The 13,197-nt window shown below is 62.0% G+C and carries 14 protein-coding genes; 6 read left to right on the top strand and 8 right to left on the bottom strand.

The window, feature by feature from the left end:
- Positions 1–9 precede the first annotated feature (9 nt).
- On the bottom strand, positions 10–819 hold the full coding sequence (locus tag AC1DY9_RS02050; RefSeq protein ID WP_457280190.1) for a DUF1365 domain-containing protein: 810 nt from the start codon (positions 817–819) through the stop codon (positions 10–12).
- Positions 816–2,114, bottom strand: a complete 1,299-nt coding sequence (locus AC1DY9_RS02045; RefSeq protein ID WP_477666028.1) for an NAD(P)/FAD-dependent oxidoreductase — start codon at positions 2,112–2,114, stop codon at positions 816–818. The genes AC1DY9_RS02050 and AC1DY9_RS02045 overlap by 4 nt, the downstream gene beginning before the upstream one ends.
- A gap of 122 nt (positions 2,115–2,236) precedes the next feature.
- Here AC1DY9_RS02045 and AC1DY9_RS02040 point away from each other — a divergent pair, with 122 nt between their 5' ends.
- A complete protein-coding gene (locus tag AC1DY9_RS02040) occupies positions 2,237–2,854 on the top strand; it encodes a TetR/AcrR family transcriptional regulator (RefSeq protein WP_477665675.1) in 618 nt (205 codons plus the stop codon).
- Positions 2,855–3,025: 171 nt separating this feature from the next.
- Here the strand turns inward: AC1DY9_RS02040 and AC1DY9_RS02035 are convergent, their stop codons facing one another.
- From AC1DY9_RS02035 to AC1DY9_RS02020, 4 genes are all read right to left on the bottom strand, one after another.
- Positions 3,026–3,991 (bottom strand): EamA family transporter, encoded by a 966-nt coding sequence (locus tag AC1DY9_RS02035; protein ID WP_477665674.1) that lies wholly within the window; start codon positions 3,989–3,991, stop codon positions 3,026–3,028.
- 81 nt (positions 3,992–4,072) lie between these two features.
- Positions 4,073–5,065, bottom strand: coding sequence for a substrate-binding domain-containing protein (locus tag AC1DY9_RS02030; RefSeq protein WP_477665673.1), 993 nt, complete (start codon positions 5,063–5,065; stop codon positions 4,073–4,075).
- Between the two features lie 155 nt (positions 5,066–5,220).
- Positions 5,221–6,210: a Bug family tripartite tricarboxylate transporter substrate binding protein gene (locus tag AC1DY9_RS02025; protein ID WP_477665672.1), complete on the bottom strand. Its 990-nt coding sequence runs from the start codon at positions 6,208–6,210 to the stop codon at positions 5,221–5,223.
- A 79-nt stretch (positions 6,211–6,289) separates the two neighbouring features.
- A complete protein-coding gene (locus AC1DY9_RS02020) occupies positions 6,290–7,597 on the bottom strand; it encodes a Rieske 2Fe-2S domain-containing protein (protein ID WP_477665671.1) in 1,308 nt (435 codons plus the stop codon).
- A gap of 145 nt (positions 7,598–7,742) precedes the next feature.
- Between AC1DY9_RS02020 and AC1DY9_RS02015 the strand changes: the two genes are divergently transcribed.
- The 5 genes from AC1DY9_RS02015 to AC1DY9_RS01995 all read left to right on the top strand — a co-directional run bounded on the left by AC1DY9_RS02015 (position 7,743) and on the right by AC1DY9_RS01995 (position 11,715).
- Positions 7,743–8,738 carry a PDR/VanB family oxidoreductase gene (locus AC1DY9_RS02015; RefSeq protein ID WP_477665670.1) on the top strand — a complete coding sequence of 332 codons (996 nt, stop codon included), beginning with the start codon at positions 7,743–7,745 and terminating at the stop codon, positions 8,736–8,738.
- A complete protein-coding gene (locus AC1DY9_RS02010; RefSeq protein ID WP_457280183.1) occupies positions 8,735–9,934 on the top strand; it encodes a Gfo/Idh/MocA family protein in 1,200 nt (399 codons plus the stop codon). The genes AC1DY9_RS02015 and AC1DY9_RS02010 overlap by 4 nt, the downstream gene beginning before the upstream one ends.
- A complete protein-coding gene (locus AC1DY9_RS02005) occupies positions 9,931–10,512 on the top strand; it encodes a MarR family winged helix-turn-helix transcriptional regulator (protein WP_457280182.1) in 582 nt (193 codons plus the stop codon). Before AC1DY9_RS02010 ends, AC1DY9_RS02005 begins: the two co-directional genes overlap by 4 nt.
- A 66-nt stretch (positions 10,513–10,578) precedes the next feature.
- Positions 10,579–10,734: a hypothetical protein gene (locus AC1DY9_RS02000; RefSeq protein WP_477665669.1), complete on the top strand. Its 156-nt coding sequence runs from the start codon at positions 10,579–10,581 to the stop codon at positions 10,732–10,734.
- A gap of 102 nt (positions 10,735–10,836) precedes the next feature.
- Positions 10,837–11,715 (top strand): DMT family transporter, encoded by an 879-nt coding sequence (locus AC1DY9_RS01995; protein ID WP_457280180.1) that lies wholly within the window; start codon positions 10,837–10,839, stop codon positions 11,713–11,715.
- A 42-nt stretch (positions 11,716–11,757) separates the two neighbouring features.
- On the opposite strand, the gene AC1DY9_RS01990 is transcribed toward AC1DY9_RS01995, so the two are convergent.
- Both AC1DY9_RS01990 and AC1DY9_RS01985 read right to left on the bottom strand, forming a co-directional pair.
- The gene (locus tag AC1DY9_RS01990; RefSeq protein ID WP_457280179.1) at positions 11,758–12,393 is read right to left on the bottom strand and encodes a 3-oxoacid CoA-transferase subunit B; all 636 of its coding nucleotides are present in this window, start codon (positions 12,391–12,393) and stop codon (positions 11,758–11,760) included.
- 1 nt (position 12,394) lies between these two features.
- Entirely contained in the window at positions 12,395–13,102 is a 708-nt protein-coding gene (locus AC1DY9_RS01985; protein ID WP_457280178.1) for a CoA transferase subunit A, read from the bottom strand.
- Between the last annotated feature and the right edge of the window lie 95 nt (positions 13,103–13,197).

Below are 13,197 nucleotides of genomic sequence, written 5' to 3'. Positions count from 1 at the left end.
CGTGCGCCTCTAGCGCGAGACAAGGCTTTGCGGCGGCGAGGGTTTGCGAAAGAAAGGCACTTTTTTCAGCCACAGGCGCAACGCCTGGACGTGGATGTGCAGCACCACGCCCAGCGTCATCGCGGGATAGCGCCACAGGGCGCCGCGCAGGACGGCGGGCGTGATGGCCTGCAGCGTGCCGCTCACGCTGGTCTGCAGCACGGCGGCGTCGGCGACGACTTCGTCGTAGAAATCCACGCGGGCCACCGTACGCGCCTGTCCGTCCTGTTCGCCGTGTTCGCTGCGCATGAAGCGAAAGCGGTAGTGGCCCTGCACCGGGTTGAAGGGGGAGACGTGAAACACCTTGTCCGCGCGCTGCTCCACGCCATAGCGCGGGGCGTCCAGCACATAGCAGTGACGCTCGCCGAAGGTGTTGTTGACTTCCACCACGATGGCACGCAGACCGCCCTCGTGGTCGCCCGCCGCGCGGTGGCAATACCAGAAGCTCACCGGCTTGAAGGTGTAGCCCAGCACGCGCGGATAGGTGTGCAGCCAGGCCTCGCCGGTCGCGTCATGGATGCCCTCGCGCCGCAACACTTCGTCCAGCCAGGCGATGGCGCCGCCCTGCTCCGGCGCGCGCCCGTCGCCGTGGTCGGCCTCGAAAAAGCTCAGCGCGCCCCCGCGATTGATGCGCCACTGGCCCGGTTGCGGCGCCTGCTTTTGCAGGCTGCGCAGCGGCAGCATCAGGAAGTACGTGGGGTAAACAAACGCGTGGCGCCGCGGGCGCAGGCGGGTGTGGCGCACCTGGCCGAAACCGATGAGCGGCACGGGCTGGCTCATGCGTCCGCCAACAGCTGCGCGGCGGCAGCCAGCCCGGCCTTGAGGCCGTCTTCATGAAAACCGTAGCCCATCCACGCGCCCGCAAAGTAGCGATGGTTTTTGCCCTGCAGCGCCGGCATGCGGGTCTGCGCCGCCACGGCGGCTAGGTCGAACACCGGGTGGGCGTAGTCGTACTCGCCGATGATTTTTTCCTGTGCGATGGGGCGCACCGGGTTCAGGGATACGACCACCGGCTGCTCCCAGGGCAGAGGCTGCAGGCGGTTGATCAGGTAGTGCAGGCACACCCGCGCGCCCTCCTGTTCGGCTCCGCCTGCACGCTCGTAGTTCCAGGCCGCCCATGCGGCCCTGCGCGTCGGCAGGGCGGAGGCATCCGTGTGCAACACGGCCTTGTTGGACTGGTAGTGAATGGCTCCCAGGGTTTCACGCTCCTGCGCCGTCGGCGCGGTCAGCATGCGCAGGGCCTGGTCGGAGTGGGTGGCGATGATGACCTTGTCAAACAGCTCGGCGCCCGCGTCGGTGTGAATGCGCACGCTGGCTTTGCCGTCCGGCGTGTTGCCAACGTGTTCGATACGGCGCACCGGGGTGTTCAGCCGCTTGTCCGCAATGCCCTCGATGATTTTTTCGACATAGCGCCTGGCACCGCCCTGCACGGTCCACCACTGGGGGCGGTTGGTGATTTGCAGCAAGCCGTGGTTGTGGCAAAAGCGCACCATGGTCGACACCGGGAACTGCAGCATCTGCGCGGTGGGGCAGCTCCAGATGCAGGCCATCATGGGCAGGAAGTACCAGTCGCAAAACGCGGCACCGAAGCCGTGCTCGTCCAGGAACTTTCCGAGGGGTTGGCCCAGTTGCGCATCGGTTCCGCTTTGGGCCATGCGACTGGTCAGGGCGTTAAAGCGCAGCAGGTCGCGTAGCATGCCCCAAAAGCGCGGGTTGGCCAGATTGCCGCGTTGCGCAAACACGGTGTTCAGGCTGGAGCCGCTCCATTCCATGGCGCGGCCGTTGGCAAAATCGTCGGTCTGCACCGAAAACGACATCTCTGACTTGACGCTTGCCACGTCCAGCTCCGCCAGGAGCTTGATCAGTTGCGGGTAAGTGCGCTCGTTAAGGACCAGAAATCCTGTATCCACCCCATGGGTGACCTCACCGCGCGGTGTGGGAAGCGTCACGTCGACGGTGTGGGTATGCCCGCCAAACCAGGCGCCCGCCTCCAGCAGCGTGATGTCTGCCTTGCCCCTGAGGGCGTGGGCGGCCGCCAAGCCTGAAATACCCGAACCGACGATGGCTACTTTGATTGACACCCGCACTCCTTGAATTGCTCAGGTCAATTATATACTACTCAGTATTTATTAAAACTATTCAGTATTAATATTTCCTCATAATTCTTTTTTCAAACTAAACTGGCTAAAATCACAGCATGACGAGCCCCCTCCCCCCCAAGGCCTCCTTCAAGGCACAAATGCTGCTGGCGCGTGAAGACGCCATCATCCAGTCGGTGAACCGTTTGCTGGCTGAAAAAGGGTTTGAAGCCATGACGGTGGACGAAGTGGCGGCCGACGTGGGCATTGCCAAAGCCAGCCTTTACAAGCACTTCCCCAGCAAGGAAGACCTCGCCGCGGCGGCCATGGTGTCCGTCATGCGCCGGGCGCAGGCCTTTCTGGACGACTTGCAGCCCGAGTTGTCCGCCGTGGACAAGCTGCGCAAAGTGGTGGCTTGGACCATGGGCCTGAAGCTGGCGGGTGAAATGCCCTCGCTACCCAGCCAGAACTCCAGCCTGCGCACCGCGCTGATCGCCAACAAGGACTACATGGACGGGCTCATGGACGTGAGTGACCGGCTGGGAGCCTGGATTGAGGCGGCGCAGGCAAAAGGAGCCCTCAACCCCAAGCTCCCGCCCATTGCGGTGCTGTATACCCTGTATGCCCGCGCCTGCGATCCCGTGCTGGAATTTTTGAAAATGGGAGAGCTGTACACCGACGATGAAATTGTCGCCCTGGTGCTGAGCACGTGCTTTGAAGGCCTTGAAGCCCGCTGATTGCCGGCGCACAGGGGGCCGACCTTAGGGACCGGCATAACTGCTTCGGAGCCTTCCAGGATATCTGTGCCTTGAGTTCCTTCGTAACCGCGTACCCCAATCATCGGGGCTGTGCCGGCTGGGTGCCTTTTTGGCACTGCGGTATTGAGTTTCCGGGTCAGGGTCGGTGCGTTAACGCATCACGATGATCACGATACCGAGCAAAGTCAAGCCACTGCCCGCCAGCGTGGTGGCCTTGATGGCGTCCTGGTCCTTGAACAGCAGATGGCTGAGCGGAAACACCAGGACCGGCGTGCACAACGTCACCAGCGTGGCAACGGACAGCGGGATGTAGCGCATGGCGCCGATCACGCACATCTGCGCTGAAATGGTGGTCACGCCGATCAGGGCGTAGAGCGCCATGCCACTGCGGCTGGCTGAGCGCAGGCGGGCCGCCATCGCACCCTTGTCGGCGCTGAAAACCAGGAGCAGCGCCAGGCCGCTGGCGGCGCCTATCAGCGCGCCCACGACGGGTTCATTCCAGCTGCGCACAGCTGACCCCCTGAGCACATTGCCGATCGCATACGCCAGCGAGCTACCCATGCCCAACAAAAAGGCGGACTGCAACGCCCGCTGAAGCGCCGTGGGCCGCGTGGCTGCGGGTGCGGGGCCTCCGTCGGGCGCCAGCGCTGGCGTGGAACCGCGGCGTGAAAAAAATCCGGGCTTGTAGCTGACCAGCATCAGGCCGCCAATCGTCATGACCATGCCCAGCGCCACCAGCAAGCTCAGGCGCTCACCCAGCAGCAGCCAGGCCATCAGTGCGGTGAACAGCGGGCTGCTGATCTGGAAAACACTGGCCTTGGCCGGTCCAAAACGCACCACGGATTCGTAAAAAAACCAGCGCCCCAGGTAAGTGGCAAACGCGCCAGCAGCGGCAAAAAGCCAGAACGCCTGCGCGTTCCACCGCAAGCCATCCGTGCGCAGGCCCATCTGCACCAGCGTGGCCAATGCGGAAAACACCACGTTGGAGGAAGCCGCGATGAGGAAGCCCAGGCCAAGCTCCAGGCGGCTGGACGCCACCTTGGTAACGAGGATGGAGACCGTGAAAAGCAACAGCGCAGCGCTGGCCAGCAGGTAACCGAAAAAGGTATCAGACATCCAGATCAAGCATCAAATCGGCATTCAGCCCTTATAAGACGGGCGCAAGCAGCTATCAAAACAGGAGCATTCATCACCATGTCAGATCTTGAAAGCTTCCAGTGACTCGGGGGCAAAGAGCTCCTGCGGCGTGAGCAACCGCTTTGAAAGGCCCTGCTCAAACGAGTACCGTAAAAAGGTCTGCAGCGTGGCTTCATTCTTCTCAAACCCGTAAGGCCAGAAGTCTTCGCCCATCTCACGCTTGACCTGCTCGACGTGCGAAGTCAGCCAGGGCAGCATGACCTTAAGCGCCGCTGTTTCGTACAGGTCTTCGTAAGTGCGCCGCTGGGACTCCTCCAGCGCTTTCATCAGCGAGCGTGCCACCCAGCGGTTGGCTTCATACACGTCGCGGCGAATCGCCACCGTATGCATGATGGGGAATATTTTCGTTTCCTTGAAGTAATTGCGTTCGACCTGTTCGTAGTCTTCAAAAAGGCGCTTGACCTTGCCGCCCCCCTTCAAAAAGCTCGAAGGCATGCGCGCGGTGTAAAGCGCGTCGATCTCGCCGTCGAGCAGCATCTGCGCCAATGTCTGCCCGGGCCCAATGCGCTCGACCTTGATGTTGGGCGGCAAATCCAGCTTGATCTTTTCGGATCGGCCGGGTTCTTCTTCGCCGCCGGTGAAGTAGGTCACGCTGTCAACAGGCACGCCGTAGTGGTCGGACAGGATACCGCGTATCCACACCGGCGCCGTCATCTGGTACTCGGGGTTGCCGACGCGCTTGCCTATCAAGTCCTTCGCCTCGCGAATGCCGGACCTGGCATTCACGTAGATGCAGGAATGGCGGAAAAATCGCGAGGGAAACACCGGAATCGCCACAAACGGCCGCGACTCGTTGAACAGGGACACGGTGTACGACGAGAGCGACATTTCAGCCGCATCAAATTCCTTGTGCCTGAGCATGCGAAAGAAGGTTTCCTCCACCGGCATGTTGAGGTAGTTCAGGTCGATGCCATCGGGCTGCACGCTCCCGTCCATCAAGGCGCGGGTGCGGTCATAGTTCCAGCAGCCGAAAGTCAGTTTCAGTTTTGACATGTCGCAGTGTGTTCCTTGAGAGATTTGATGGATTGAAGGTTTAGAGACGTTCACAAAACCCAGCGGAGCGGTCCTGGCTAGGCGCGTCGCCGCAGACAGTGCTACAGCACGGCAAGGCGGCGCAACAACGCCAGGAGGGTTTTGTGGGCGGCTCCTTATTCCGGCTTGATGCCGGAGGCCACGATGGCCTTGGCCAGGCGTTCGTTTTCACCGAGGATGGCCTTGTTGTAGTCGGCAGGGCTGCTACCGATGGGCTCGATGCCGGCGTTGTTCAGCGTGGTGATGACTTCCGGCATCCTGGCGATCTGGGCCATCTCGGCGCTGATGCGCTCTATCGCACTCGCCGGCGTGCCCGTAGCGGCCAGCACGCCCACGATGGGCGCGAAGTCAAACCCAGGAATGGTTTCCGCAATCGCCGGCACATTGGGCTCCTGGCTGGAGCGCTGGGCCGCATTGTTGGCCAGCAGCTTGACCTGCCCGCCTTTCACAAAACCGGCCAGGGACGGCAGCGCCGAGAACAACACGTCGACCTGTCCACCGATCAGCGCCGGAACCGACTGGCCCGTGCCCTTGAACGGCACATGCGTGATTTGCAGGCCGAGCGATGCCTTCAGCGCCTCCATGGTCAGGTGGTGCGTGCTGCCAATGCCCGAAGAGCCGTAGTTCAAGGTTCCCGGTTTGGCCTTGGCGAGCGCGATGAACTCCTGAAATGTATTGACCTGTACTTTGGGATGAACCGCCAGGTACAGCGGCGCGCGAGCCGCGAGCGACACGGGCATGAAATCGCGTTTGAAGTCGTAACCCAGGCTTTTGTAGATGGCGGGATTGATGGAGAACATCGAGCCGTCCGTTACCAGGAAGGTGTAGCCGTCTTTCGGGGCGGTGGCCAGCGCCTGCGCGGCCACGACGCCATTGGCACCCGGACGGTTGTCAACCACCACTGACTGGCCGAGCTTGTCGCCCAGCCGCTGCGCAAAAATGCGGGCCACGGTGTCGGGCAGGCCGCCGGCCGCGTAGGGCACCACGAACTTGATGGGGCGATTGGGGTAGGCACCCTGGGCGGCGGCAAACATCGGCAGCAGAGTGCCGGCTGCCAGGATGGCGCTGGCCCCTAGAAGATGAAGAAGATGACGGCGCTGTTTCATGAAATGTCTCCTGATGATTTTTTAAAGTGTCATGGCGGAAAAGAAGCACAGAGGCAGAAAAAATGCCCTATGTGGCGCCCTAGGTGGAATAGGACGGTTCCAGCGCTGGCTCGCGGGAATCCCACACATAGGACGCCTGGTAGGCACGCCAGTCCGTCGTTTTCGGAACAATAGCCTGAAAAGCGACCACACTGGGCGGAATACGGAGCTCGCCTGTGCCGATGGCGGCTTCCCCCGCCTGGAACGCGCTCACCGCCTCCAGCATCTGCCTGCGAAACTCCACCACCGCCATGTCGCTGGCGCCCAGACGTTCATGCGTTCTGTCGGCAATCGGGCCCATGGTCACCCACATGGCGATGTCCTGATTGGGGAAACCGGTGATACCGGTGAAGTTACCGGCTTTCATGGCTTCGCGGTCCTGCCAGAAGTGGTTGGCACGATTGCGCAGTGGCTGGTATTTGTCGTCCAGGTCGGCGCCCAGCTGCTGGCCAAGGAATTTGCGCCAGGTGCCGGTGTCGGGCGTCTGCGACGGATGGCCCCACGCAATGAAATAGAACGCGGTGTTGGTGTCGTCCATCGGCACGTTGATGTTGGCGACGTTGTACAGGTTGTTGGGCGGGATCAGTGCGGTGGCGGGCGCCACAAACACCGTCGAGCGAATGTAGTCGTTGGTTGCCGCGTTCTTGATGGGGCGGCGTATGGCCGCATAACGGAAACCGTAAGCACCGCGCTCCACCTGCATGCGCGGCGCCTTGTCGGTAGAGGGCCGCAGCCAGTTGGTATCCGTGGCCTCCGCGCCTTCCACGCGCGCCGGCACCATGTCTGAAGAATGCAGGCTGGAGCTGTGGGCCGAGTCGATCGCGCCTTCCAGGATTTGCGCCCAGTTGCAGGGAATCAGTGCCTTGGCAATCGTCACCCTCGTGTCGGCGGTGGGGGCCCAAGCCGGTGGCACAAAATCAGGTTGCGTCTCTTTCGGCCCCATGTAAGCCCAGACAAAACCGCCCCACTCCTTCACCGGATAAGCCAGGTGCTTGACCTTTTGCGCCATGCCGCTGGCGGCGGGTTCTGAAACCATCTCCAGCACATTACCCTCCACGTCCATCTTCCAGCCGTGATAGAGGCAGCGCAGGCCGCAATCTTCGTTGCGGCCAAACACCAACGACACACGACGGTGCGGGCAGTATTCGTCCATCACGCCGACCCGGCCTTTGGTGTCGCGAAACACCACCAGGTCTTCCCCAAACACCCGTGCCTTGACCGGCGTGCCGTCAGGCTCACTGACTTCTTCGATCAGGCAGACCGGTGTCCAGTGACGGCGCATCAACTGGCCCATGGGAGCCTGACCCTCCACGCGGCACAACAGGTCATTTTCTTCAGCGGTCAACATCGCAAATATCCTTCACATCGGTTGCTAATTCATGGGCTCGCATGCAATCAAAAAGCAGCTTGCAAATCCGGGGCAAGCAGATTATTCTTAGCACACTAAGAATATCGGACTTTTGATATTTGTCAACAACCGTGCGGAGACAACGATGAGCGTTAACCCTAGCGTCGCAGCAGGCAGCCCTGCCGCGGCCGCCATTGAGCCGGATTTTTTTAACCTGCGGGTGATCAGGAAGGAAGCGGTTGCACAAGGCATTTACCTGTTCGAGTTGCGTCATCCGGACGGCGCGCCCCTGCCCGCCTTCACGCCCGGCTCGCACCTGACGGTTGAAGTGCCGAGCGGCGTGCGGCGCAACTATTCCCTGTGCAGCGACCCGGCTGACAACGGCTCCTGGCAGATCGCTGTCAAGCGTGATGAGCGCGGCCGTGGCGGATCCATCAGCATGGCGGACGACGTGCAAGCGGGGCAGTTGCTGCCAGTCAGCGCGCCGCGCAATAACTTCGAACTGGCAAGCCACGCCGCTGAGTCGATCTTCGTGGCGGGCGGTATCGGCATCACGCCGGTGCTATCGATGATGCGCCACCTCAAGCGCACGAACACCAGCTTCAAGCTCTACTACTGCACGCGCGATGCGGGCAGCACGGCGTTCATCCACGAGCTGCAATCCGAGTTTGCTGGCCAGGTGCAGATTCACCACGACAACGGCGACATCGACCAGGCGCTGGACCTGTGGCCGGTGTTTGAAAAGCCCACCGCCGCGCACATTTACTGCTGCGGCCCCAAAGGCCTGATGGACAGCGTGGCCGACATGTCGGGCCACTGGCCTTCGGGTTCGGTGCATTTTGAAAGCTTCGGCGTCGACGCCACGGTGTATGCCGATAACACGCCCTTTACCGTGCGGCTTCAAAAGAGCGGGAAGAGCGTCGAGGTTAGTGCAGAACAAACCATTCTGGAGGCCTTGCGCGCCACGGGCCTGCGCGTGGCCAGCTCTTGCGAAAGCGGCACCTGCGGCACCTGCAAGACCCGCCTGCTGGCAGGCGAGGCCGAGCACCGCGACATGGTGCTGACCGACGAGGAAAAGGCTGACCACATCATGGTCTGCGTCTCGCGGGCAAAATCGCCTGAACTGGTACTGGACTTATGACAAACCGCACACTGAAGATGGGCGTGGTGGGCCTGGGACGGGCGTTCACGCTCATGCTGCCCACCTTTGTGCATGACAGCCGCGTCACGCTGGTGGGCGCGACCGACCCGATTGCCCAGGCCCGGGCGCAGTTTGAAAAAGATTTCGGCGCGCCCAGCTACGAATCCATCGAAGCGCTGTGCGCCAATCCGGCCGTGGAAGTGCTCTACATCGCATCGCCCCACCAGTTCCATGCGGAGCACGTGCGCCTCGCCGCCTCCTTCGGTAAACATGTGCTGGTGGAAAAGCCGATGGCCCTGACGGTTGACGAATGCACCAGCATGATTGAAGCGGCCCGCAGCGCAGGCGTTCACCTCATCGTCGGCCACAGTCACAGCTTCAACACGCCGATACGGCGCACGCGCGAACTCATCGACAGCGGCCGCTGCGGCGCGGTGAAGATGATTCACGCCATGAACTACACCGACTTCCTCTACCGGCCGCGCAGGCCGGAGGAACTCGACACGGCAGCCGGTGGTGGCGTGATCCACAGCCAGGCCACGCACCAGATGGACATCGTCCGGTTGCTGGGCGGCGGGCTGGTGCGCAGCGTGCGGGCCCACAGCGGCGCCTGGGATACCGCTCGCCCCACTGAAGGCGCCTACAGCGCATTGATCGAATTTGAAGGCGGTGCGTTCGCCTCTGCCACCTACAGTGGCTATGGTCACTATGACTCGGATGAGCTGCTGGGCAACATCGGCGAAATGGGCCAGGCCAAAAACCCGAATGACTATGGCGCCGCCCGCAAACGGCTGCAGGTTGCGTCCACCCCCGCTGAAGAAGCCGCGCTGAAAGCGGCGCGCAACTACGGCGGCAGCCTGTACATGGCCGGCACCGCCCTGCCGCAAGGCCTGCAGCACCAGCACTTCGGCCAGTTCATTGTCAGCTGCGAAAAAGCGGATCTTCGCCCCGGTCCGGCAGGCATCGCCATCTACGCTGACGGCGAAAAAACCTTCGAACCCCTTCCAGCCCCGCCGGTTCCGCGCCAGGAGGTGATCGACGAGCTCTTTGCCGCAGTGGTGAACGGCGACTCACCGGTTCACAGCGGTGAATGGGCCCGGGCCACCACGGCGGTGTGCCTGGCGCTGCTGGAGTCTGCCCGCACCGGGCGGGATTGCCAGCCGGGGTATCAAGTGCGTCACAATGCCGGTTCATGACCAACGACACCCAAAACATCATCCGGCACTGGCGTGAAGCCGTTCCCAATGACCGCCTCGCGCACCTGATCCGTGATGCCTCACGGGCCTTTCACCGCGCGCTGCAGGTGCGGCTGGCAGAGCATGGTGTTCCCTTTGGTCACTGGACCTTCCTGCGCATTCTCTGGGAGTCGGACGGGCTGACGCAAAAGGAGCTCAGCGCGCGCGCAGGCGTGATGGAACCCACCACGTTCATTGCGATGAAGGCCATGGAGTCGCTGGGCTACATCGTGCGCAAGCAGCTGCCCACCAACAAGAAAAATATGTACGTGCACCTGAGCGACAAAGGCCGGGCGCTCAAGAAGCTGCTGGTGCCTTTGGCCGAAGAAACCAACAACGTCAGCATCGAAGGCATTGCACCCGAAGACATCAAAACCACGCGCGCGGTGCTGCTGGCGATGATTGAAAACCTCGCAAAAGACGAGCTGCTGCAAACACCACCCGCAACGAAGCGCAAAGCTGCCGCAAAACCGGCCGCCCAGGCCACCCAGTCACCCTCGGCCACGCGCAGCAAGCGTGGTAAAAAAGCCGCGTCCTGAACCCCGCGCGGCGTCCCTTCATGAAGCCATCGCTCCCGCACCCGTTTCGCCGGGTATAGTCTGCCCATGTACACGCCTTTTTCAAGCCATGCCACTGCGCCAGCCCTGCTGGCCGATGACATGCGCCTGACAAGCGGCTTTACCGCTCCCCCACCTGCCGCACCTCCGCGCAACGTGGTCGCTTCCGGCGCTTACCCGCCGGCCGCGCGCGTTCCCGGCTGAGTTCCAGCCGGTCCAGCTCTCCAGCCTCGTTTGATTCAGCCACTGGCGCAGCCGCGCCACGTGCGCTCGCTGGAGCTTGTCCTCTTTTCGGCAGGTAATTTCATGATTTCAAAAAACACGGCCTGGGCCACCTTCGGCCCGACTTCCCTTTTCGTCCTGATCTGGAGCAGCGGCGCGCTTTTCTCCAAACTCGGGCTGCAGCACGCCAGCCCTTTCGCCTTTCTGGGTTTACGGTTTGCCCTTGCGCTCAGCATTCTGCTGGCACTCGGGTTGGCCAGACGGCGTTGGCTGCCGGCGCCCGGCACGCGCCTGCGCGTCGCGCTGACGGGGCTTTTGATGATCGGCAGCTATTCCATCTGCCATTTGCTGGCGCTGGACCACGGCCTCACGCCCGGCGTACTGGCCACCGTGCTGGGCGTGCAGCCCATCCTGACGCTGGCACTGACGGAGCGCCAGGCCTTTTCGCGGCGGCGGCTGGCAGGCCTTGGCCTGGCCCTGGGCGGACTGGTGCTGGTGGTGTATGAAAGCATTGCGCGTGCGCACTTCACCACCACCGGGATGCTGTTTGCTTTTGGCGCTTTGGCTTGCATGACAGTGGGCGCCATCCTGCAAAAGTCAGTCAGGCAAGCGCCGCGCGAAGTGCTGCCGCTGCAGCTGGCCTGCAGCCTGTTGCTGTGCCTGCTCTTTGCGCCGTTTCAGCCGATGTCTGTTGATCTGGGCACCGGCTTCTGGGTGGCACTGGTGTGGATGGGGGTTGTCATGTCGGTGGTAGCCACACTGCTGCTGTACCGCCTGATTCACGCGAGCAATCTGGTCAACGTCACCAGCCTGTTCTATCTGGTGCCTGCAGGCACGGCTGCCCTCGACTACCTGGTGCTGGGCAACCGCCTGGCGCCCTGGAGCCTGGCGGGCATGCTGGCGATCCTGCTGGGCCTGGTGCAGGTCTTCCGCAACCCTGTGCAGCCGTTAGCCGCACGCTGAAAGTTGCCGGGCGGCAGTGCAAAACCACCGCCCGGCTGCAGATCAAATCAGCTGGACACCCGTCTTGGCCTGCAAGACCTCGCGGGTGACGCCGGGTGCAAGCTCCACCAGCTTGAGGCCTTCGGGCACCACGTCCATCACGGCGAGGTCTGTGATGATGCGGTCCACCACGCCCACGCCCGTCAACGGCAGCGTGCATTTCGGCAGTATCTTCATGTCTTCGGTGCCGTCTTTCTTTTTGGCAACGTGCTCCATCAGGACGATCACGCGCTTGACGCCGGCCACCAGGTCCATCGCGCCGCCCATGCCCTTGACCATCTTGCCCGGGATCATCCAGTTGGCAAGGTCGCCTTTTTCGCTGACCTGCATGGCGCCCAGAATCGACAAATTGATCTTGCCGCCGCGAATCATCGCGAAGCTTTCATGGCTGCCAAAGATGGATGAGCCCTTGATCGTCGTCACGGTCTGTTTGCCGGCGTTGATCAGGTCGGCGTCCACCTGGTCTTCGGTCGGAAACGGGCCAATGCCCAGCATGCCGTTTTCCGACTGCAGCCACACTTCCTTGTCACCCGTGAAGTTGGCCACCAGCGTCGGGATGCCGATGCCGAGGTTCACATAGAAACCGTCTTCGAGTTCCTGGGCGGCGCGTGCCGCCATTTGGTCTTGGGTCCAGGGCATATCAAACTCCCGCTTTCTCGGTGATGGTTCGCTTTTCGATGCGCTTTTCGGGGTTCGCATTGAGCACAATGCGATGCACATAAATACCGGGCAGATGGATGTCGTCCGGCGCCAGCTCGCCGACCTCAACGATCTTCTCCACCTCGACAATGCAAATCTTGCCGGCCATTGCGGCGGCCGGGTTGAAATTGCGGGCCGTGAGGTTAAAGCGCAGGTTGCCGGACTTGTCGGCCGTGTGCGCCTTGACCAGCGACACATCAGGCACCAGTGAACGTTCCATCACATAGGTCTCGCCGTCAAACTCGCGCAGCTCCTTGCCGTCTGCCACTTGCGTGCCCACGCCGGTCTTGGTGAAGAAGGCCGGAATGCCGGCACCGCCTGCGCGCAGCTTTTCTGCCAGCGTGCCTTGCGGCGTGAAGTCCAGCTCCAGCTCGCCCGCCAGGTACTGGCGCTCAAACTCCTTGTTCTCGCCGACGTAGCTCGAAATCATTTTTTTGATCTGCCGCGTTTCCAGCAGCTTGCCCAGGCCGAAGCCGTCAACACCGGCGTTGTTGGAAATCACGGTGAGGTTCTTCACCTGGCTGTCGCGCAGGGCTTCGATCAGCGCCTCGGGGATACCGCACAGGCCGAAACCGCCAACGGCCATCAGCTGGCCGTCCTTGACGACGCCCTTGAGGGCTTCTGCGGCGGAAGGGAAAAGTTTTTTCACAAATAATCTCCTTGTGTCGTGACGCTGGCAGGTGCCATCAGCAATCCATTACGATACTACTTATCAAGTTAGGTAGTTTTCCGTAAAGGTAAGTA

Source organism: Polaromonas sp. P1_F6, from assembly GCF_056405695.1.
This window is presented reverse-complemented; position numbering and strand designations above follow the sequence as displayed.

Bases quoted from the DNA above. Each gene is read 5' to 3' on its own strand.
- AC1DY9_RS02050 (WP_457280190.1), bottom strand. From the start codon at position 819: ATGAGCCAGCCCGTGCCGCTCATCGGTTTCGGCCAGGTGCGCCACACC.
- AC1DY9_RS02040 (WP_477665675.1), top strand. From the start codon at position 2,237: ATGACGAGCCCCCTCCCCCCCAAGGCCTCCTTCAAGGCACAAATGCTG.
- AC1DY9_RS02035 (WP_477665674.1), bottom strand. From the start codon at position 3,991: ATGTCTGATACCTTTTTCGGTTACCTGCTGGCCAGCGCTGCGCTGTTG.
- AC1DY9_RS02030 (WP_477665673.1), bottom strand. From the start codon at position 5,065: ATGTCAAAACTGAAACTGACTTTCGGCTGCTGGAACTATGACCGCACC.
- AC1DY9_RS02025 (WP_477665672.1), bottom strand. From the start codon at position 6,210: ATGAAACAGCGCCGTCATCTTCTTCATCTTCTAGGGGCCAGCGCCATC.
- AC1DY9_RS02020 (WP_477665671.1), bottom strand. From the start codon at position 7,597: ATGTTGACCGCTGAAGAAAATGACCTGTTGTGCCGCGTGGAGGGTCAG.
- AC1DY9_RS02015 (WP_477665670.1), top strand. From the start codon at position 7,743: ATGAGCGTTAACCCTAGCGTCGCAGCAGGCAGCCCTGCCGCGGCCGCC.
- AC1DY9_RS02010 (WP_457280183.1), top strand. From the start codon at position 8,735: ATGACAAACCGCACACTGAAGATGGGCGTGGTGGGCCTGGGACGGGCG.
- AC1DY9_RS02005 (WP_457280182.1), top strand. From the start codon at position 9,931: ATGACCAACGACACCCAAAACATCATCCGGCACTGGCGTGAAGCCGTT.
- AC1DY9_RS02000 (WP_477665669.1), top strand. From the start codon at position 10,579: ATGTACACGCCTTTTTCAAGCCATGCCACTGCGCCAGCCCTGCTGGCC.
- AC1DY9_RS01995 (WP_457280180.1), top strand. From the start codon at position 10,837: ATGATTTCAAAAAACACGGCCTGGGCCACCTTCGGCCCGACTTCCCTT.
- AC1DY9_RS01990 (WP_457280179.1), bottom strand. From the start codon at position 12,393: ATGCCCTGGACCCAAGACCAAATGGCGGCACGCGCCGCCCAGGAACTC.